Genomic DNA, 19682 nt, shown 5'->3' with positions numbered 1-19682 from the left:
GTCACAGGTGACGCTGGAGGCATTCGATGAACCGATTCGAAGGGACCGGCGAGGTCGGTCACCGCACGCCCGTGCTCATCGTCGGCGGCTCTCTGGTCGGCCTGTCCACCTCGCTGTTCCTGGGGCGTCTCGGTGTGCCGCACACGCTGGTGGAGCGCCACTCGGGCACGTCGGTCCATCCGCGCGGGCGTGGCAACAACGTGCGCACGATGGAGGTGTTCCGGACGGCCGGGGTGCAGCGGGCGATCCAGGAGGCCGCCTCGGTCCTGTCGGACAACAACGGCATCCTCCAGGCGCCGAGCCTGGTGGGTGACGCCGGCGAGTGGCTGTTCAAGGAGATCGACCCCGGGGGCGGACTCGCCCGGTTCAGCCCCGCCGGGTGGTGCCTGTGCAGCCAGAACAACCTGGAGCCGGTGCTGCTGGAGAGGGCGCGTGAGCTGGGCGGGGACCTGCGCTTCTCGACGGAGCTGATGTCGTTCGAGCAGGACGGCGACGGGGTGGTCGCGCAGGTCAAGAGCCGCGAGACCGGAGAGCACACCACCATGCGCGCGGAGTACCTCGTCGCGGCGGACGGTCCGCGCAGCCCCGTGCGCGAGCGGCTCGGCATCGCGCAGAACGGCCCCGGCGACCTGTTCCACAACGTGAGCGTCACGTTCCGCTCCCGCGGCCTCGCCGGCGTCGTCGGCGACCGGCGCTTCATCGTCTGCTACCTCACGGATCCCGGCGCCGACGGCGCCCTCCTGCCGGTCGACAACCAGGAGCGCTGGGTGTTCCACGCCCCCTGGCACCCCGAGCGCGGCGAGACCCTGGAGGAGTTCACCGACGAGCGGTGCCGGGACCACATCCGGCGGGCCGTGGGAGTCCCGGACCTCGATGTGGAGATCACGGGCAGAGCCCCCTGGCACGCCGCCGAGAGGATCGCCGAACGGTACGCGGACAGGCGGGTGTTCCTCGTCGGCGACTCGGCCCACGAGATGCCGCCCACCGGGGCGTTCGGCTCCAACACGGGCATCCAGGACGCGCACAACCTCGCCTGGAAGCTCTCCGCCGTCCTGGGCGGATGGGCCGGCCCCGGCCTGCTCGCGTCCTACGACGCGGAGCGCCGCCCCGTCGCGGAGGCGACCAGCGCCCGCGCCTCCTCACGCTCGGTCGAGCACAGCCACCCCGGGTACGCCCCCGATCCCGGGGCCGGCGGCCCGGCGGGCCGCAAGGGCGGGATCCTCAACGTGGTGCTGGGCTACCGCTATCCGCGGGGCGCGGTGGTGGACGGCGACGGCACGCAGCCGGTCGTGCCCGACGGGCTGCGGCTGACGGGCGAGCCGGGGACCCGGTCGCCCCACCTGTGGCTGGAGCGCGACGGCGAGCGGATCTCCTCCCTCGACCTGTACGAGCGGTCCCTGGTGCTCCTGAGCTCCGCGGGCGGCACGGGCGCCTGGCACACGGCGGCGGGGCGCGTCGCGCGACGGCTGTCCGTCCCGCTCGACTCGTACCGGATCGGTGCGGGACCGGACGCGGAGCTGTCCCCGGCGGCCGGCACCGACTGGGCCGAGGCCCACGGGGTCACCGCGGAGGGTGCGGTGCTCGTCCGTCCCGACGGGTTCGTCGCCTGGCGGTCCCCGGAGGCCTCCGCCGATCCCGAGACCGCGTTGCGGGAGGCCCTGACCGCGATCCTGGACAAGGGCTGATCCGATGGGCGAGTACGTCGACCTCTCCGGTGTGAGGACCTGGTACGAGACCCAGGGCGACGGCGATCCGCTGGTCCTGCTGCACGGTGGGTTCTGCACCAACGACACCTGGGGTGCCCAGCGTGCCGACCTGGCCGGGGAGTACCGCCTCTTCCTGCCGGAGCGGCGCGCGCACGGGCACACCCCGGACGTGGCGGGGCCGCTGTCGTACCAGGACATGGCGGACGACACGGTCGCGTTCCTGGAACGGGTGGTCGAGGGTCCGGCGCATCTGGTCGGGTGGAGCGACGGCGGCGTCGTGGCGCTGCTCGTCGCCGCCGCCCGGCCGGACCTGGTCCGCAGGGTGGTCCTGATCGGGGCGACCTTCCGGCCCTCCCCCGAGTGCTTCGCCGATCCGGGGATGCTCGACGCGATGACGTCAGACGGCCCGGACCTGGAGTTCTTCCGCGAGCTGTACGTGGCCGCCACACCGGACGGCGCGGACCACTGGCCGGTGGTGGCGGACAAGGTGATCGACATGTGGCGGACCCAGCCGACGCTCACCCCCGAGGACCTGGCGCGGGTGCGGGCGCCCACTCTGGTCATGTCCGGCGACGACGACATGATGACCCTGGAGCACACGATCGCCCTCTACCGCGCGGTCCCGGGGTCCCAGCTCGCCGTGGTGCCCGGGGCGTCCCACCTGGTCCCGCTGGAACAGCCGGACCGGGTCAACCGGATGATCCTCGACCACCTGGCGCAGGACGCGGTGGAGACGATGATGCCGATCCGGCGCGCGGTGTCACAGGGCGGGTAGTCACCGCCGGACGCGGGACGCGCTCGTCCCGTCCCTCGGCCTCCGCCCGGTCCGGGCGGAGGCCGAGGGACGGGGCGGGCGCGTTCGCCGTCGTCCTGGTCGCGCCGGGCGGGTCGACGGTGCCTCAGGGGGTCGTGCGGACGGGGAAGCTGAAGGTGCGTCCCTGCTCCTTCAGCCAGGGCAGCACCTGCCTCAGGGCGGCGACGGTCTGCGCGCGGTCGCCGCCGCCGTCGTGGAAGAGGATGGTCGGCCCGTTGGAGAGCTCGTTCTTGACGGTGCCGACGATGGCGGCGGTGCCCGGCAGTTCGAAGTCCTTGGTGTCGACGTTCCACCCCAGCGGACGCATCCCGGACAGGGCCGCGATCCGCCGGCTGTCGGGGGTGAACGCGCCGCCCGGCGCCCGGTAGTACTCCACCGTGGCTCCCCCGGCCGCGTCCTCGATCATCTTCTTCGCCTCCAGGATCTGCTGCTTCTGGTAGGCGACGGACTTCTTGTCCATGGTGGTGTCGTGGGAGATGGTGTGGTCGCAGAGGCGGTGGCCCTCCGCGACGACCCGCTTGACCAGGTCGGGGTGCTCCCGCGCCCGGGGACCGACCATGCAGAACACGGCCTTGACGCGGTGTTCCTTGAGGATGTCGAGGATCTGGGGCGTCCACCGGGGGTCGGGACCGTCGTCGATGGTGATGTTCACGGCCGTACCTCCGGCCTCGGCGGCGTGGGCGATCCCCTCGGGCATCCTCACCTTCGAAACCGGCGGAGGTGCCTGCCCGGGCTTGCCGTCCCGTTCCGCGGGCGCGGTCCCGTGCGAGCCCGTCCCCGCCCGGGCGGCGGCCTCGGTGTTCGTCAGCGCGGTGGCTCCCCACGCCGCCAGGCTTATCCCCACCGCCGAAGCCGCCACGGCCATGTGTGCGGTGTACGTGCCCTTCAGCCCCATGTCAGTGCCACTCCTCGTCCGTTCTTGACGCTCTCCCGGAGGGGAGGACGGAAGAGACCACCACGAGGTTTCACCCGTTCGGCGCTGTTCCGGTCCCGTGACACAGCGGTGCGCCGGCGCCGTTGTCCCAGGCCGGGTGAACGGGCGTGAAGTGGGCGACGTCACTCAGACGGAAGATCCGGCCCGCGCCTGGACCACGGAGGGCGGCATCAAGGGCGCGTACCTGTGCGTGGACGGCGTGTGGAGGGACCCGGCGGCCATCGGTTCCTCGGCCGCCCGGGACCGTGCCGGAGCCGGCACGGTCCCGGGCGGGGGCGACGACCGCTAGTCGCGTTCCGAGGTCTGTTCCTCCCGGCCCACGCCGGGGGTCTGACGCTTGGCGCGGTGGCCGTCCTCGCCCTCCCGGTCGGTGTCACCCGCACGGGAGGCGACGGCCTCCTCGGCGTCCTGGCGCGCCTTGCGGTCGCCGCTCTCGCCTTCCGCGTGCGCCGGAGTGGTCCGGGCGGGGCGGTCGTACCGCCGCTCGTTCTCGTTCATCGTGTCCTCATTCCGTCGTGTCCGGCCGCCGCTCACCGGTCCGGCCGGTCCTCCGGTGCCGTCCAGGAGTCCCGCTTCGCCTCGGCCGCCGGTGGCTGGGCGACGGGGGCGGACGCGCGGCGGCGGGCCGCACGCCGTGAGCCCCACCAGAAGGCGGCGACGAGCAGGAGGGCCACCACCACCCCGATGAGCATCAGCAGGAGCGCGGGTGACCCTTCGGCGGCCAGCGCGGGGGCGGAGAGAGTCGCGACATGCATGGAGCACCTTCCTGTCGTGACGGACGAAACGGATCAAACCGTCTGGCTCCTCCGGCTACCCCTTCGTCGGGGAATCAATCACCCGTCCCCCGCGCAGACTCATGACCAGGTCGCGGGGCAGTCCATGGGTGTCGTGGAGATAGCGCAGGTCGTCCTCCTCCAGCGGGCGCCGGAACCGGGGGCGGGCGAGGACCCGCCGGCCGCGTTCGAGGAGACGCACGAACCGCCGTTCCTCGTCGAGCAGCGTCCCGCGGACGTCTCCCGGGTCCACGTCCTGCCGGAAGTGGTCCAGGGTGTGCTCGATCAGCTCGGTCGGCAGGTCCTGGAGGGTGCGGGTGGGGTCCTCGCGCCACAGCACGGTGAGCACCCGGCGGACCAGGCGGCGCAGCACGTACCCCTGACCGGTGTTGCCCGGGCGCACCCCGTCGCCGATCACCACGACGGCCGACCTCAGATGGTCGTAGGTGACGCGCAGGGACGGCTCGTCCAGCGGCCACAGCGGGGGGACGAGCCGGCGCCACGGGTCGAAGACGTCGCACTCGTACACGGACCGCTTCCCCTGGAGCAGGGAGGCGAGCCGCTCCAGGCCGAGGCCGGTGTCGATGTTGCGCTGGGGCAGCGGCACGAGGGAGCCGTCGTCGAGGCGCCGGTGGCGCATCATCACGTGGTTCCAGACCTCCACCCAGCGGTCGTCCCGGGTGGGTGTCGAACGGGGCGGGGTGTCCCCGCTCCACAGGAAGATCTCCGAGTCGGGGCCGCAGGGGCCCGTCGGCCCGTTGGACCACCAGTTGTCGCGCACGGTGCGCTCGACCGGGACGCCGCGGCGCTGCCAGAGCTCCAGGGAGGCCTCGTCCGGGCCCGTCCGGTCGTCCCCGCCGAACACGGTGGCGTGGAGGAGGCCCGGATCGACGCCGAGCCCCTCGGTGAGCAGGCCGTATCCCCAGTCGAGGCTCTCGGGGCCCTCGTAGTCGCCGAGCGACCAGGTCCCGAGCATCTCGAAGACGGTCAGATGGGTGGCATCGCCGACCTCCTCCAGGTCCGTCGTCCGCAGACAGCGCTGGACGTTGACGAGACGTCTGCCGTCCGGGTGGGGGCGCCCCTCCAGGTACGGGGTGAGGGGGTGCATGCCGGAGGTGGTGAAGAGCACCGGGTCGCCGGGCGGGGGCAGGAGCGTCGAGCCGGTGACGCGGCGGTGGCCGCGCTCCTCGAAGTACTCGACGAACGTGCGGGCGATGTGTTCGGTCTTCATGGGGTGACTCCTGTGCGTGACGGCGAGGGAGGCACCGGAGAACGGACCGGCACGGTCGTCGTACGGGCGGAGAAGCCACGGAACCACCGGCGGGCCGTTTCCGGTCGCCAGTGGGAAGGGGGGAAGTCAGACGGCGGCAACCGGCGAGCTGGTCGCTCGCGCGGTGGCGGTGAGGCTTCGGCCGGTGACGTTCATGGGACCGACGATAACCCGTCCCCGTCCGGCGGGCACGCGGTTTTCCGCCCCGCCCCGCCTGGCGCCGCCGGCGCGGCGACCGTACCGGCGAGGCCCTCGCTCGTCCGCGCGATCATGACCCTCATTCGGGTGGATCTTTCTCCCTTACGGGGAACGGTGCTGGTCAGATGGGGTGAAAGGGGCGCGTGGCTCGTTTCCTGGCACCGGGAGGCAGGCGTTGATGGGGATGTGAGCACCTCAAGCACCGCACCGATACTGTCCGACACTCTCGTGATCGACGCTCTTCCCTCCGTGCACGACTCGGGCGCGGACACCGCGCCCGGCGTCATACTCGTCCGCTCCTGCACCACGCTCGGCCCCACCCTGGTCGTCCACGTCGCCGGGGAGGTCGACCGCTTCAGTTCGGCCCCGCTCCGGGCGCTCCTGGCCTCGGCGGCGGCCGACGGGTACACCGGTCTCGTGCTGGACACCTCCCTGGTCACCTTCTGCGATTCGGGGCTCCTCGCCGCCGTCGCCTGGTGGCCCCGGAAGGGACGCCGCCTCCGGCTCGTCAACAGCTCCCGGGCCGTGAGGCACCTCCTGGCCGCGGCGGCCTCGGGGTCACGGCGTGCGTCCCGGCGGGGCGCACCGACCGCAACGACCGCGGCGGCGGGGCCCGGCCGCGCGGCGCTCCCGCCGCGGCTCGTGGGCTCCCCGGCCTAGCGGACCGGCGCGGAAGTCGGCGCGGGTCACCGGTGACGGCCGGCCGCGCCGCGCCTCCCACCGGTCCCGGCCGCCGGTCCCTCCCACCGGTCCCGGCCGCCGGTCCCGGCCACTTCCACGGCCGGTCCCGGCCACTTCCACGGCCGGGACCGGCGGCTCCCCGGCCGGGCCGGTGGCACGCGGGCCGGACCTGCGGCGCGACGGGCGGGGCCGGTGGCGCGACGGCCGGGGCCGGTGGCGCGACGGCCGGGGCCGGTGGCCGCGCATCTACTTGCACATCCGGATTCCGCATGCATGCTGCGCCGGGAACGCTTCCGGTGCATGCTGTGGACCAAGAGGCGTCGAGTGGGTGTCGGGAGGCCGAAAGAGTGTACGGCGGCAGCAGAAAGCGACTCCTGACCAGCCGGGCCTCGGCCGGGAGGAGCGCGGCGGCGCATCGCTCGGCCGCCGCCCGTCGACGCCTCGACCGGAGCGGCGGCGGTGACTCCGTCGACCGGCTCACCACCCGCGGCCGACTGGCCTGGCTGAATACCGCGACCGCCCGGATCGGCACGACGCTGGACCTGGAGCGCACCGCCCAGGAGCTCGCCGAGTTCACCGTGCCCGACCTGGCCGACGGCGCCGCCGTCGACATCCTGGAGAGCATCCTGCGGGGCAACGAGGGCTCGCGGTGGACCGGCACCGGTGTCCCCCCGATGCGGGCCACCGCGCTCTGCGCCGTGGAGGAGCTGTCCTCGCTGGAGCCCACACCGGTGGGCGAGACCTTCGTCCGGGCCGAGCAGCAGCACGAGACGCTGCTCCACCGGTACTGCCTGCGGCAGGGCAGGTCGGTCCTGCTCAGCCGGATGCGGAACGACGACTTCATCAGGGTCGCCCCGACCCCGAGCGCCGCGTCGCAGATGCGTGCGGCCGGGGTCCACAGCTACATGGCGGTGCCGCTGATCGCCCGCGGGCTGCTGCTCGGCAGCGCGGACTTCGTCCGGGGCCCCGGATCGCCGCCGTTCTCCGCCACGGACCTCGCGCTCGCGGAACAACTGGCCTCCCAGGCCGCCGTCTTCATCGACAACGCCCGGCTGTACGGCCGTGAGCGGGAGCACGTCGTGTCGTTGCAGCGCAGTCTGCTGCCGCGCGCGACACCGGTGACGCCCGGACTGCGGGTGCACGCCGAGTACGCGCCGTCGACGGCCCATCGGGGGGTGGGCGGGGACTGGTACGACGTCATGGCCCTGCCCGGCGGGCGCACGGCCCTCATGGTGGGCGACGTGATGGGGCACGGTCTGTCGGCCGCCGCCACCATGGGCCGCCTGCGGACGGTCGCCCGCACCCTGATGACCCTGGACATGGCCCCCGAGCGCGTCCTGGCACGGCTGGACCTCGCCACCCGTGACCTGGAGGACGAGCAGGTCGCCACCTGTCTCTATGCCGTCCACGACCCGGCGGACTCCAGCTACGTGCTGGCCAGTGCCGGACACCTGCCGCCGCTGCTCCTCGACGGGCGGGGCGCGGCCGATTTCGTCGGCCTCCCGATCGGCGCGCCGCTCGGCGCGGGCGTCATCCCGTACGACCCCGTCCGGCTGCGGGTGCCGGAGGGCGGCGACCTGGTGATGTACACGGACGGTCTCGTCAAGTCCCGCCACGCGGACCTGGACCACCAGCTGGACCGGCTGCGCACGGCCGCCCGCGACCTGGCGCCCGAGGCGCTCGAAGGGGGCGGCCTGGTGGAGTGCGCGCCGGCCGGCGCCGCCCGTTTCGACGAGGCCGTGCTCCTCACCGCGACGACCACCAAGGCCGGTTCCGCCGACCTCCAGGTGTGGCCCCTGCCGCGGGAGGGGCGCGCCGCGTCCGTCGCCCGGGGGCTGGTCAGGGACCAGCTCGCCGCGTGGCAGCTCACGGAGCTGGTGGACGTCTGCGAGCTGGTCGTCTCCGAACTCGTGGGCAACGCCCTGCGCTACGGCAACGGCCCCGGTGAACTCCGGCTGCTCCGCGGCGACCGCCTCGTCGTGGAGGTCTCCGACACGGGCCCCGACCTGCCCCAGATCCAGCACGCGGAGCTGAGCGACGAGGGCGGTCGCGGCCTCCAGCTCATCAACATGCTCTGCCGCAGATGGGGTTCCTGCCGGACGGCCACCGGCAAGGTGGTCTGGGCGGAGCAGAACCTGCCGGACTGAGGCCGCGTCGGCGCGACGGGCCCGTCACTTGTGGAGGGGCGCCCACGCCCCTTCGCCGGTACGACCGCTCGCCGGGGACTCCTCGACCGCAGGCGCGGTGGCGACGCGGGGCAGGGCGTACGGGTGGCGGCGGGCGAGCCAGGCGACCAGCTGCTCGCGTACGGCGCACCGGGTGGTCCACAGGTCGTCGGGGTCCTTGGCCGTGACGACGGCGCGGACCGTGATGCCCGTGGGCGTGGTGTCGGTGACGGCCAGGTCCCAGCCCCGGCCGTCCCAGGTCGGGCAGGCTTCGAGGATCGTGCGCAGCTCCGTACGCATCAGGGACACGGGCGTGGAGTGGTCGCAGTGGACCATGACGGTGCCGGTCATCTCGATGCCGCCGCGGGACCAGTTCTCGAACGGTCGGGCCGTGAAGTACGAGACGGGCATGGTGACCCGCCGTTCGTCCCAGGTGCGGACCGCGAGGAAGGTCAGCGTGATCTCCTCGACGGTGCCCCATTCGCCGTCGACCACCACGGTGTCGCCCAGGCGGACCATGTCGCCGAAGGCGATCTGGAAGCCCGCGAAGAGGTTGCCGAGGGTGGACTGGGCGGCCACGCCCGCCACCACGCCGATGATGCCGGCCGAGGCGAGGAGCGAGGTGCCCAGGGCACGGAAGTTCGGGAACGTCACCAGCATGACGGCGGCGGCCACGACCCCGACGGCCACGGTCACGACCCGCATGATCAGGGTGACCTGGGTGCGGACGCGGCGCACCTTGGCCGCCTCCCGGCTCCCTGACGCGTAGCGCGCGTAACTCGACTCGACGACGGCCTCGACGATGCGGATCGCGAGCCAGGCGCCCGCGCCGATCAGCACGAGCAGCAGCACGTGCCCGATCAGCGCCTGGTGCTCGCGCACCGGGGGCCAGTCGATCGCCCGGTGGGAGCCGCGGAGCAGCGCCGCGAACAGCACGATCTGGAAGGCGGTGCGGCAGCGGCGCAGCAGGCCCCACAGCGGGGTCTCGCGGTGGCGGGAGTCCGCGCGGCGCAGCAGGAGGTCGGCGAGCAGGCCGCCGGCGACGGTGACCAGGAGCGAGCCGCCCACGACGACGGTCAAACGAAGAACGCTGTCCATGTCTCCTCGGCAAGGGTGTCGGATGGGTACGTCTCCTCGCCTGCCCAGCTTCGGCGCGGGGAACCGGCATCGGTCCCGGCGCGGTTACCGCGTCGCCGACCCGCGCGACGCCCGCCGTGTCGTCCGCCGCCGAGGGGTCACCCGCCGAATCCCCCGTACTGTTGCCGTGATCACCATCGGAACGACGACACACGGGGCACGCATGACCATCCACCGTCCGGGAGTACCGGAGGACCTTCCGCCGGGCGAGGCGCTCTGGGCCCGGTGGGCCCTGCTCGCCGCCGTCGACGCGACCACCGAGGACGAGCGGCGCGGGAGCGGCTACCGCACCGGTCTCTGGATCGACGACGAGGGACTCCACCACGACGACTCCGGCTGCACCTGGTGGACCCTGTCCCGCATGGGCCAGGGCCGGTTCGTGCTCTACGGCGAGGACGAGTCGAGCGGCGTGAAGTGGCACGAGCCGCCGATCGACATGCTGGCCGGGGCACCGGAGTGGCTCCCGTACGAGGAGCTGCGCGACCGGCTCCAGGGGGACGAACTGGGCTGTGTGTACTGGTACGAGAACGGTGCCTGGGCCCGTGCCCCGTACCCCGAGGACCTCGACGACGACGGTCTGGACTGCGGCCTGACCGGTTTCGTGGACCGCGAGCAGGTGCTCGGCGTGCTCTCGGACCGCGTCGACGCCACGACCGGCGGGCCGGGCGCGGACGTGCTCCTGGCCGACGCCGAGGCACACCGCCTCGACCCGGCGCTCCTGCTGGACCGCCTGCTTCCCTCCCATCCCGAGGAGCCGCTCGACCTGCCGGCCGTCGCCAGGGCTCTCGCCCTCGCGGATCTCGGCCCGGGCACGCCCGACCCCACGGGCCCGGTCGTGGCCCTGCCGATCGGAGGCACGAAGTGACCCCGACGGTGGGCGGGCGCGTGAGGCTGGCGGTGGAACTCGCATGGCCGGGTCCGGTCGCCCTGGCCGCGGAGTCCCCAGCGGAGCCGGGCGCTGTCGTCGGGTTCCTGTCGCTGGCGGCGGGCACCGAGGGCACCGTCGAGCGGGTGGACGTCGACCGGTCCCAGAGCCAGGAGGTCCGCGAGTACGAACGGCTCAAGTCCCTCCTGGACGACTTCGGCCACCAGATGCCGTCGGGGAGCAGGGGGCAGCTGGAGGAGCGGATCGGCGCGCTCGAACCCGCGTGGCTCGCCCACCAGGAGCGCGGGCTCCTGGCCACCCTCCGGGTCCGCCTCGACAACGGGTTCGTCCTCCGCGACATGCCCGAGGACGTGTTCACCGCCGTCTGACGGGGCGCCTGCCGGACCGCCGTCGGACGGGGGCGGCCGGACCCGTCGTCCGACGAGGGCCCGGCCGCACCCGCCGTCAGACGAGGGTCCGGCGGCACCCGTCTTCTGGCGAGGGTCCAGCCGCACCCGTCTCCTGGCGAGGGCCGGTGGGGGCGGCGGGGGCTGTCGCGGACGCCCTGGGGGCGGACGGCGCAGGACGCGGGTCAGGGGCTCCCCTTCGGCACCGGTCGCCGGATCAGGTACGCGGCGGCGGAGACGACCAGCACCAGCATGCAGCCGATGAAGACGAGCCCCGCGCCTTCGAGGCCGAGCGGATCGGCGAGGAGACCCACGCCGATCACCGGGATCGAGATGCCCGTGTACGCGACCACGAACAGGGTCGAGATCACCGCGGCGCGCCGGTCCGCCGGAGCCGCCGCCGCGACGGAGGACAGGGCCGCGCGGAAGGCGAGGCCCTGTCCGACACCGCCGACGACGGCGGAGAGGACGATGAACACCAGGAGGTCCGTGGCGAGCGCGACCCCGAGGAGGACCAGGCCGGCGAAGAGCACGGCACAGCCCAGGGGCAGGGAGCGCCTCACCCCGACGCGGTCGACGGCCAGTTGTCCGGCGGTGGAGGCGAAGAAGGCCAGCGCCACCACCAGCCCGCTGACGGCGTGGTTGTCCACGTGCAGGAACCTGGCGAGGAACGCGGGACTGACCGAGGTGAACACCCCGAAGAGGGCGAAGCCCGCGAACGAGGCGATCGCCGCCGGCACGAACACCCCTCTCACCTGAGGGGGCAGGGCGGGCCTCCGCGGCCGTACGGCGGACAACCCCCGGCGCTCCCGCACGGTCTCGGGGAGCCACAGCAGGACGGCGAAGCCGACGGCGACGAGGCCGAGGTGGACGGCGAAGGGGAGCAGGAGCGGCTCGGGGGCGTACTCCGCGAGCAGCCCGGCGAGCAGGGGGCCGCAGCCGAGCCCGCCCATGTTGGCGGCCGTCGCGACGAACGTCGCCCGGGACGCGCCGCCGCGCGGGGCGAGTTCCATGACGTACGCGGTCGCGGCGCCGGTGAAGAGACCGGCCGAGAGGCCCGAGAGCAGCCGTCCCGCGTAGAGCCAGCCCAGGGAGTCGGCGACGAGGAAGCAGACGGCGCTGGCCGCCGAGAAGCCCAGGCCCCAGAGGAGCGTGGGGCGTCGGCCGATGGTGTCCGACGCGTTGCCCGCGAGGAGGAGGACGCCGATGACCCCGAAGGCGTACACGGCGTACACGACGGTCACGGTCAGCTCGGAGAACCCGAACTTCTCCTGGTAGAGGGGGTAGAGCGGGGTCGGCAGGGTGGTGCCGGCCATGCACACGACGAACACGGCCCCGGCGAGCAGGCACCGCAGCCAGCCTTGACGCTCAGCTTCCATGCAGCGGACCGTAACCCCGGGGGCCGTCGCCCCGGGGGCACGAACTGCGGCGACCGCGAGAACGTCACCCGCCTCGCCCCGACGACGGCCTTCCCGCGGGTCGGCCGGAAGCCGGCGGACCCGGGTGGTCCGGTCGCCCCCGGCCATGACGGACGTGGCCCCACCCGCCGTTCGTACCGGGGTCGTTCCGTCGAGGTCCGCCGTTCACCCTGGTCACGGCCGCACGTGGCGCGAAGCCAGGGGTCGGCGCCGCCCCGCACGGCCGCCACGGCTCACTTCGGGTGGTCGGAAAAGAGCCATTCTTCGGCTGGGAGGCACCCCGCCGGACCTCCGTCCGGGGGTGAGGCCGCTTCCCGGCCGCCGTCCGGATAACGGACCCCAGGTGTCATGACCTCACCAAGTCCTCACGCCGCCCCCACCACGCCCGCGTCGTTGCACGGGCGCCCCACGCCGTCAACCGCGCACCCACAGATGTCCGGAAGAACGCAGGCCCCGTCCCCTTTCCGCCACACCCCCTGTACCTTCCTCCTGACCCTGGCGCCGACCGGGGTCACCCCCACTCCCGCTCCCCCGCCCAGGCCGCCCGTTCGGCCGCAGCCGCCCAGCGCGTCGCCCCTCCCCCTCTGCCTTCCCCGGTGGTTCGCCATGCCCGCTGCACCCGCCCGGCCCCCGACCCCTCGCCCCCGGCCGTACGACCACGGCCGCCTCCGGACGCGCTGAACGGCACGAGCGCGTCGCGGCACCACATCGTCGGGGGCCCGCCGAGGCCCCACCCGGCACAAGCGGACGAGGAAGGCGAACACGACGGTGCGATTCCAACTGCTGGGGCCCCTGAGCGTCACCGACGGACGGGACCTCGTGGTCCTCCCGCCCTCCAAGCCGACGGCCCTGCTCGCCGCGCTGCTCCTCCGCCCCGGTTCCATCGTCCCCACCGACCGCCTGCGCGACATCGTCTGGGGCGAGGAGCACCCGCCGACGGCGAAGACCGCCCTGCAGAGCTGCGTGCTGCGGCTGCGCCGGCTCTTCGCCAAGTACGGGATCGAGGACCAGGCCGTCGTCGCGGTGGCCGGCGGGTACCGCATCGACGCCGACGCGGAGACGCTCGACCTGCTCCACTTCCGCCGGCTCGTCGCCCGGGCCGGCGCGTCCGGAGCCGAGTCCGAGCTGTACGCGCTGCGGTCCGCCCTCGCCCTGTGGCAGGGCGGCCTGCTCTCCAACGTCCCCTCCGACCTGCTGCACCGCGACGAGGTGCCCCGTCTCGCGGAGGAGCGGCTGAGGGTTCTGGAGCGGGTCTGCGACATCGAGCTGGAGCGGGACCGATGTCGCGAGGCACTCGTCGATCTATGGGAGGTTACGCGCGTATACCCCGCCCACGAGCGGTTCGCCGAGCAGCTGATGGTGGCCCTCTACCGGACGGGCCGGCAGACCGAGGCCCTGGCGGAGTACCGCAGGGTCAAGGGCCATCTGCGGGACCGGCTCGGAGTGGATCCCCGGCCCGAACTGAGGCGGCTGGAGCTGGCCATCCTGCGGGGCGAGGACCTCGGCCCCCTCGACCCGGCACACGGTCCCGTCACGCTCGCGGCCTCCCCGGAGGAGCCGGACCACGACACCCCCGCGACGCCGCCCGCCCCCGCCACACCTCCCACCGCGCCGCCGCCCACGGCGTCGCTAGCCACCGTGCGACCGCCCACCGCGCCGCTTCCCACCGTGCCCGGCTTCACCGGACGGGGCGCCGAAGTCGCCACCCTGGTGGGCCTGTTCACGGACCCGCCCGAAGGCGGTGGGGCGTCCGGCGGGAGCGCGGGCGGCGGGTCCGAGCGGTCCCCGTTCGCCGTCCTCTCCGGAGCCGCCGGCATCGGCAAGACCGCACTCGCCCTGCACGTCGCCCATCTGGTGGGCGCCCACTGTCCGGGCGGCCGCGTCCTGGTGCCGCTCACCCACCCGGACGGCACTCCGCGCCGGGCCGAGGAGGCCGCCGAGGATCTCCGCCGCGCGCTGCCCGGCGCGCCCGGGACGGGCCGGGGCCGCGCCCTGCTCGTCCTGGACGACGTCGTCCACCCCGATCAGGTGCGTCCCCTGCTGACCGCGTACGCGGGCGACGCCGCGATCGTCACCAGCCGGATGGGGCTCGCCGCCCTGGTCGCCACGCACGGCGGCGCCGTGCTGCGGCTCGGCGCCCTCGGTCCGGAGCAGTCCCAGGAGTTGCTGACCGCCGTCCTCGGCCGGGAGCGGGTCGCCGCCGAACCCGCCGCCGCGCTCTCCCTCGCGTCCGCGTGCGGACACCATCCGCTCGCCCTGCGGATCGCCGCCGCCCGGCTGCTCACCCGGCCGCGGCTGCGCCTCGCCGACTACGCCGACTGGCTCCGGCACGACCCCGTCGGCCGGCTCAGCCTCGCCGACGACCCCCGGATGTCCGTGCCGCACCGGCTCGACGAGGCCCTGAGGCGGCTCCCCCCGGCGCTCGCCGACGCCCATCTGCGCCTCGCCGCCTCGCCCCACGACCCGCTCACCACCGCCCGGGGCTCCTCCGTCCTCGGCCTTCCGGAGGAGACGACGGAACAGCTCATCGAGCGGCTCCTCGACGCCGGATTCCTGGAGGAGGGACAGCCGGGCGCCTTCTGGACGCACGACCTGCTGCGGGCCCACGCCCGCCGTGCGGCGGCTCCCTCGTCCGGCCACGCCCCGGCCCTCCTGCGCCCGCCCCGGCACGGGGAACATCCCCAACTCCCCCACCTGCCCCGCACGGACGGTGCCAGGCCCGCCGCCCTGAGGTGACGGCGGGACCCCTCCCGCACCTGCCGCCGACCGGACCGGGCCCCACCGGACCGGACCCGGAACCCCTGTACCCCCGCACCCCCGCACCCCCGCACCCCCGCACCCCCGCACACCCGGCACCCCCGCACACCCGCACCCCACCAGCACCAGTAGGCCCCCCACCCCCGGGCGCCATCTCGCCCCGCAACGAGAGGTGTGACGCACGCATGACCGCAACGTCGTACGCGGAGATCGCCGCAACCCGGCCACGAGTCCGTCGCGATGTCCTGTTCACCCAGACGCCCCACGGCGTGATCTTCCACAACGCCGACGGCGGCTTCCAGCTCACCGCGAAGTCCGGCTACCGGTTCGCCACGCTCCTCATGCCGTACCTGGACGGCAGCAGACCCGTCGAGGAGATCTGCGCGGGATTCGGCGACGCCCAGAAGGCGATGGTGGGCGAACTCGTGCAGGCGCTCTACGCGCGGGGATTCGCCCGCCCCGTACCGGCGCCGGAGGAGACCGCCGCCCCGCCGGAGACACCCCCCGCCGTCGCGGCCCGCTTCGCCCCGCAGATCGCCTACATCGACCACTACGCCGACGCCGCCGACACCCGCTTCGCCCGCTACCGGGGGACCAGGGTCGCGGTCCTCGGCGACGGCCCGGTGGCCCGCTGGTGCGTGCTCTCCCTGATCCGGAACGGCTGCGCGGTCGTGGGAGTCGAGAGCGCCCTCGCCGAGGGCGGCGGCGCCGTCACCCCGGAGGAGTTCGCGGCCGTCCACGGGGAGGCCGCCGCGCTGGCCGGGGAGGGCTGCCCCGTCGAACTGCGGCTCCTGCCGGGGCCGGACGCGCGCCGGGGTCCGGCGGGCTGGCCGGCGTACGACGGGTACGACGTGGTGGTCGCCACCGGGCCCGGCGTCCCCGGCGTGGTGCTGCCGCTGCTGCGGGAGGGCGTGCCGCGGGGCCGCACGCTGCTGCCCGCCTGGACGTTCGGCGGCTCGGCCGTCGTCGGCCCGGCGATGACGGCCGCCTCGGCGTCCTGCTGGGCCTGCGCCGCCCTTCGGCTCGGTGCCGCCGACGGCACGTCCGCCGCCGACGCCGCCGAGCTGTGGAGCGGTCTGGCGCTGGGCACCGGCACGCCCGGGGCCCAGCCGACCGGGCCGCTCGCGGCGATGCTGGGGAACCTGCTCGGGTACGAGGTGTTCCGCCTGGTCACCGGAGCCCTGCCGGCCGAGACCCGGGACCGGGTGCTCGTCCAGTCGGCGGCCACCTTCGACGTCGCCTCGGAGCCGCTCCTCGCCCACCCGCGGTGCCCCTTCTGCGCCTCCCCCGCGGGACGTCCCGAACCGGTCGACCTGACGTCGGCCCCGGCCCGCCCCGCGTTCCTGCCGACGGTCGGCACCGCCCCCGACGACGACGCCGCCCAGGGACCGCTCGCCGCACTCGAACGGCGCTCGGCACTCGTCCGCCCGTTCACCGGGGTCTTCACGGCCTACGCCGACGAGCCGCTGACGCAGACCCCCCTCAAGGTGGGCTCGGTCGTCCTCGGCCTCGGTGCGCGGGGCACCCGGACCGTCACCGCCTTCGACGTGCACCACACGGCCGGGGCCCGGCTGCGGGCCCTCGACGCCGCCGCGACGGTCTACGCCGAGCACGTGGTCCCCGCCGTCCGCCCCGTCGAGGGGGCGCTCGACGCCCTGCCCGCGGTGGCCCCGGAGACGCTCACCCTCGCGTCGGGGACCGGCGGTTCCGGCGGTGCCACCGCGTGGACCCCCGCCACCTCCCTGATCACCAAGGAGGCCGTACGGGTCCCCTCCGGCGCCGTCCGTCCCTTCGGGCGGGACAACGCCGACCGCCGGTTCGAACCGACCCGGGCCGGGGCGGGGGCCGGTTCGGACCTGCCTGCGGCGGCGGCCGCCGGTCTGCTGTCGGCGCTCGCCCACGACGCCCTGCGCCGGGCCGTCGCGGGCGCCGGGGACACCGCCCGGATCGCGCCCGAGGCCTTCGGCGAGGACCCCGAGACGACGTTCCTCCTCCGGTCGGCCGCGCTGCTCGGGCTCACGGTCGAGCTGCTCGACCTCGGCGAACGGGCGCACTCCGGGGCCGGTGTCGTCCTGGCGAGGACGACCGGTGCGGCCGGCGGGGGACGTTGGGCCGTGGGAGCCGCCCTCGACCTGACCTCGGCCGCCGTCGACGCGGTGCGGGACCTCCTCGGGGAGGCCCAGCTGGCCGGGGAGGGCGTCGTCACCGACGACGGCGATCCGCTGCTGCGGGACCTGGTCGCGGCGCTGGTGCCGGTCACCCGCGCGGAGCCGGTGCGGAGGCCGGGCGAGGCCGTGGAGTGGACGCGGGTCCTGGACCGCCTCGCCGCCGCCGGCCGGGACGCGCTGGTCGTCCCGACGCACGCCGCCGACCTGCCGACCGCGGGCATCCACACCGTGCGCGTCCTGCTCACCCGGGCGGCCGCCGATGAGAGCTGAACAGGTGGCCCGGGTGCGCGCCGAGCACGTGGCGCGCCTGAAGGCCGGGGGCGCGGCTCCGGCGGGCACCGGTCGGACGGACGGCGCCGCCCCGGCGGACACGCGCACCGTCGGCCTGTCACCGGCAGGTGCCGAGGGCACGGACCGCGCCGACCGTACGGCCCCGCCGCGCGCCGACTCCCCGGACGGAGCGGACCCGGCGGACGGAGCGGACCCGGCCGCCGCGCGCTCCGCGTGCTCCTCCCGCTTCGCCGATGCCCTGCGCGTGGCGCTCGGAGAGATCCCGTTCCCCGCCGGGACGCCGGTTCCCGAGGTGTCCGTCGGCCCTCTCGGGGTGCGGGACGCCTACGCCTCCGGCGGGCACGTGGGCGGGCGGCTCCCGGTCCGTCTGTACGGGCGTCAGGTCGTCGTCGGCCCCTGGCCGGCGGACGGGGGCGCCGCCGGGTGCGCGACCTGTCTGGAGCGGCGGTGGCAGGGCGTGCGGTCCGTGCCGCTGCGCGAAGGGCTCGAACTCGGTTCGCAGACGCGGGCGGTGGGCGCCTGGCCCTACGACGTCCCGTTCACCGCCACCGCGGTGGCCGCACTCGTGGCGCGGGTCGCGGAGGCGGGTCCGGAGCCCGGCCCGTACCCCCGGGTCCGGCTGCTCGACCTGGACGCCCTGACCGTGCGGAGCCATCCGCTCGTGCCCGACCCGGAGTGCCCCTCGTGCGGGACGCCGGGGGCGGACACGCCCGAGGGCGCCGCGCTGACCCTGCGGCCGGCGCCCAAGTACCGGCCCGGGGTGTTCCGGGTGCGCCGGATCGAGGACTACCGGCTGCCCGTGGACGCCTTCGCCAACCCGCACTGGGGGGCGATCGGCCCCTCGGTCGTCTGCGACGTCGCCTCGACCACCACGTCGGCCACCGTCGGCTGCTTCTCCTCCCGCTCCGGGGAGTACCTGCGGGAGACGTTCTGGGGCGGCCACGCCGACACCTTCGCGCGCAGTCAGCGCATCGGGGTCCTCGAAGGGCTCGAACGCTATGCGGGGATGCGTGCCCGGACCAGGCCCGCCCGGCTCACGGCGTCCCTGGACGAGCTCGGCGCGGTGGCCGTGGACCCGCGGAGGACGGGCCTGTACGCGGACGGCTTCCACCGCGACAACCCGCGGGTGCGGCCGTTCGCCCCGGACCGGCGGATCCCCTGGGTGTGGGGCTGGTCGCTGCGTGACGGCGAGCCCCGCGCGGTGCCCGAGATCCTGGCGTACTACCACGCGCCCGGTCTCGAGAACCGTTTCGTGCAGGAGAGCTCCAACGGGTGCGCGTCGGGCGGCAGTACGGAGGAGGCCGTCTACTTCGGCCTGATGGAGGTCGTCGAGCGGGACGCCTTCCTGCTCGCCTGGTACGGGCAGGTCCCGCTGCGCGAGATCGATCCGTCGACCAGTGTCCGGGCGAGCACCCGGCACATGGTGGACCGGCTGGCCATGTACGGCTACCGGGCGCGGTTCTTCGACACCCGGCACGACCTCCCCGTGCCGGTCGTCACGGCCTGCGCCGAACGCTTCGACGGCGGGGTGGGCCGCATGTGCTTCGGGGCGGGGGCCGGGCTCGACCCCGAGTCGGCCCTGGACGCGGCGCTCTGCGAGATCGCCACCGACTCCGTCAACCTCGTCGGCCGGACCCGCCGCGACGAGGCCCGGCTGCGGGCGATGGCGGCCGACGTCACCCGGGTCACCACGCTCCACGACCATCCCCTGGTGTACGGCGTCCCGGAGATGGGCCGGCACGCGGACTTCCTGCTGCGGCAGGAGGACCCGCGTCCGCCGCTGGCCGTCGCCGACCTGGCCTGGCCGGACGCGGACGGGGCCGCCGTCTCCACGGACCTGCGCGAGGACCTGTCGCGCGCGGTGGGGGCGGTGACGGCGGCCGGCTTCGACGTGGTGGTCGTGGACCAGACGCTGCCCGAACAGCGGGCCCTCGGGCTGCACACCGTGAAGGTGCTGGTGCCCGGTCTGCTGCCCATCGACTTCGGCTGGTCCCGGCAGCGGGCCCGTCACATGCCCCGGACGCGTGCGGCGCTGGGCGCCGCCGGTCTCCACCCCGCACCCCATCCCTTCCCGTAGCGGAGTGCGTCCCGCCCGCCG

At 74.7% G+C, this 19682-nt stretch carries 16 protein-coding genes; 10 read left to right on the top strand and 6 right to left on the bottom strand.

Annotation, left to right across the window (positions count from 1 at the left end; translation table 11 throughout):
- Positions 1 to 26 precede the first annotated feature (26 nt).
- Positions 27 to 1685, top strand: coding sequence for an FAD-dependent oxidoreductase (locus tag ABT129_RS29580; protein ID WP_351907693.1), 1659 nt, complete (start codon positions 27 to 29; stop codon positions 1683 to 1685).
- Between the two features lie 4 nt (positions 1686 to 1689).
- Complete coding sequence (locus tag ABT129_RS29575) at positions 1690 to 2481, top strand: alpha/beta fold hydrolase (protein WP_351907691.1); 792 nt, start codon at positions 1690 to 1692, stop codon at positions 2479 to 2481.
- A 124-nt stretch (positions 2482 to 2605) separates the two neighbouring features.
- Here ABT129_RS29575 and ABT129_RS29570 read toward each other — a convergent pair whose 3' ends face one another.
- Positions 2606 to 3415 (bottom strand): polysaccharide deacetylase family protein, encoded by an 810-nt coding sequence (locus ABT129_RS29570; RefSeq protein ID WP_351907689.1) that lies wholly within the window; start codon positions 3413 to 3415, stop codon positions 2606 to 2608.
- 151 nt (positions 3416 to 3566) lie between these two features.
- Between ABT129_RS29570 and ABT129_RS29565 the strand changes: the two genes are divergently transcribed.
- The gene (locus tag ABT129_RS29565; RefSeq protein ID WP_351907687.1) at positions 3567 to 3743 is read left to right on the top strand and encodes a hypothetical protein; all 177 of its coding nucleotides are present in this window, start codon (positions 3567 to 3569) and stop codon (positions 3741 to 3743) included.
- On the opposite strand, the gene ABT129_RS29560 is transcribed toward ABT129_RS29565, so the two are convergent.
- Genes ABT129_RS29560 through ABT129_RS29550 form a run of 3 tightly spaced genes read right to left on the bottom strand, consistent with a single transcriptional unit; the run spans position 3740 to position 5458 of the window.
- Positions 3740 to 3952, bottom strand: a complete 213-nt coding sequence (locus ABT129_RS29560; protein WP_351907685.1) for a hypothetical protein — start codon at positions 3950 to 3952, stop codon at positions 3740 to 3742. The genes ABT129_RS29565 and ABT129_RS29560 overlap by 4 nt on opposite strands.
- Positions 3953 to 3984: 32 nt before the next feature.
- The gene (locus ABT129_RS29555) at positions 3985 to 4209 is read right to left on the bottom strand and encodes a DUF6479 family protein (RefSeq protein WP_351907683.1); all 225 of its coding nucleotides are present in this window, start codon (positions 4207 to 4209) and stop codon (positions 3985 to 3987) included.
- A 55-nt stretch (positions 4210 to 4264) separates the two neighbouring features.
- Positions 4265 to 5458 carry an alanine--tRNA ligase-related protein gene (locus tag ABT129_RS29550; RefSeq protein ID WP_351907681.1) on the bottom strand — a complete coding sequence of 398 codons (1194 nt, stop codon included), beginning with the start codon at positions 5456 to 5458 and terminating at the stop codon, positions 4265 to 4267.
- Between the two features lie 465 nt (positions 5459 to 5923).
- Between ABT129_RS29550 and ABT129_RS29545 the strand changes: the two genes are divergently transcribed.
- Both ABT129_RS29545 and ABT129_RS29540 read left to right on the top strand, forming a co-directional pair.
- Positions 5924 to 6355 (top strand): STAS domain-containing protein, encoded by a 432-nt coding sequence (locus tag ABT129_RS29545; RefSeq protein WP_351907679.1) that lies wholly within the window; start codon positions 5924 to 5926, stop codon positions 6353 to 6355.
- A gap of 368 nt (positions 6356 to 6723) precedes the next feature.
- Complete coding sequence (locus ABT129_RS29540; RefSeq protein WP_351907678.1) at positions 6724 to 8523, top strand: ATP-binding SpoIIE family protein phosphatase; 1800 nt, start codon at positions 6724 to 6726, stop codon at positions 8521 to 8523.
- A 24-nt stretch (positions 8524 to 8547) separates the two neighbouring features.
- On the opposite strand, the gene ABT129_RS29535 is transcribed toward ABT129_RS29540, so the two are convergent.
- Entirely contained in the window at positions 8548 to 9639 is a 1092-nt protein-coding gene (locus ABT129_RS29535; protein ID WP_351907676.1) for a mechanosensitive ion channel family protein, read from the bottom strand.
- Positions 9640 to 9841: 202 nt separating this feature from the next.
- Between ABT129_RS29535 and ABT129_RS29530 the strand changes: the two genes are divergently transcribed.
- Positions 9842 to 10543 (top strand): hypothetical protein, encoded by a 702-nt coding sequence (locus tag ABT129_RS29530; protein WP_351907674.1) that lies wholly within the window; start codon positions 9842 to 9844, stop codon positions 10541 to 10543.
- Positions 10544 to 10563: 20 nt separating this feature from the next.
- Positions 10564 to 10932 carry a hypothetical protein gene (locus tag ABT129_RS29525; RefSeq protein WP_351907672.1) on the top strand — a complete coding sequence of 123 codons (369 nt, stop codon included), beginning with the start codon at positions 10564 to 10566 and terminating at the stop codon, positions 10930 to 10932.
- A gap of 203 nt (positions 10933 to 11135) precedes the next feature.
- On the opposite strand, the gene ABT129_RS29520 is transcribed toward ABT129_RS29525, so the two are convergent.
- Positions 11136 to 12329, bottom strand: coding sequence for an MFS transporter (locus ABT129_RS29520; protein ID WP_351907670.1), 1194 nt, complete (start codon positions 12327 to 12329; stop codon positions 11136 to 11138).
- 807 nt (positions 12330 to 13136) lie between these two features.
- On the opposite strand from ABT129_RS29520, the gene ABT129_RS29515 reads away from it, so the two are divergent.
- The 3 genes from ABT129_RS29515 (at position 13137) to ABT129_RS29505 (ending at position 19661) form a co-directional block, all read left to right on the top strand.
- Positions 13137 to 15104: an AfsR/SARP family transcriptional regulator gene (locus ABT129_RS29515; RefSeq protein ID WP_351907668.1), complete on the top strand. Its 1968-nt coding sequence runs from the start codon at positions 13137 to 13139 to the stop codon at positions 15102 to 15104.
- Between the two features lie 206 nt (positions 15105 to 15310).
- Positions 15311 to 17563 (top strand): TOMM precursor leader peptide-binding protein, encoded by a 2253-nt coding sequence (locus tag ABT129_RS29510; protein WP_351907666.1) that lies wholly within the window; start codon positions 15311 to 15313, stop codon positions 17561 to 17563.
- Positions 17553 to 19661 carry a TOMM precursor leader peptide-binding protein gene (locus ABT129_RS29505; protein ID WP_351907664.1) on the top strand — a complete coding sequence of 703 codons (2109 nt, stop codon included), beginning with the start codon at positions 17553 to 17555 and terminating at the stop codon, positions 19659 to 19661. Before ABT129_RS29510 ends, ABT129_RS29505 begins: the two co-directional genes overlap by 11 nt.
- Positions 19662 to 19682 lie beyond the last annotated feature (21 nt).

The sequence above is a fragment of the Streptomyces sp. NPDC002057 genome (assembly GCF_040296665.1).
In the GTDB taxonomy this organism is placed as follows: Bacteria; Actinomycetota; Actinomycetes; order Streptomycetales; family Streptomycetaceae; genus Streptomyces.
The sequence above is the reverse complement of the archived record's forward strand: the minus strand, read 5'-3'. Positions and strand labels throughout refer to the sequence as shown.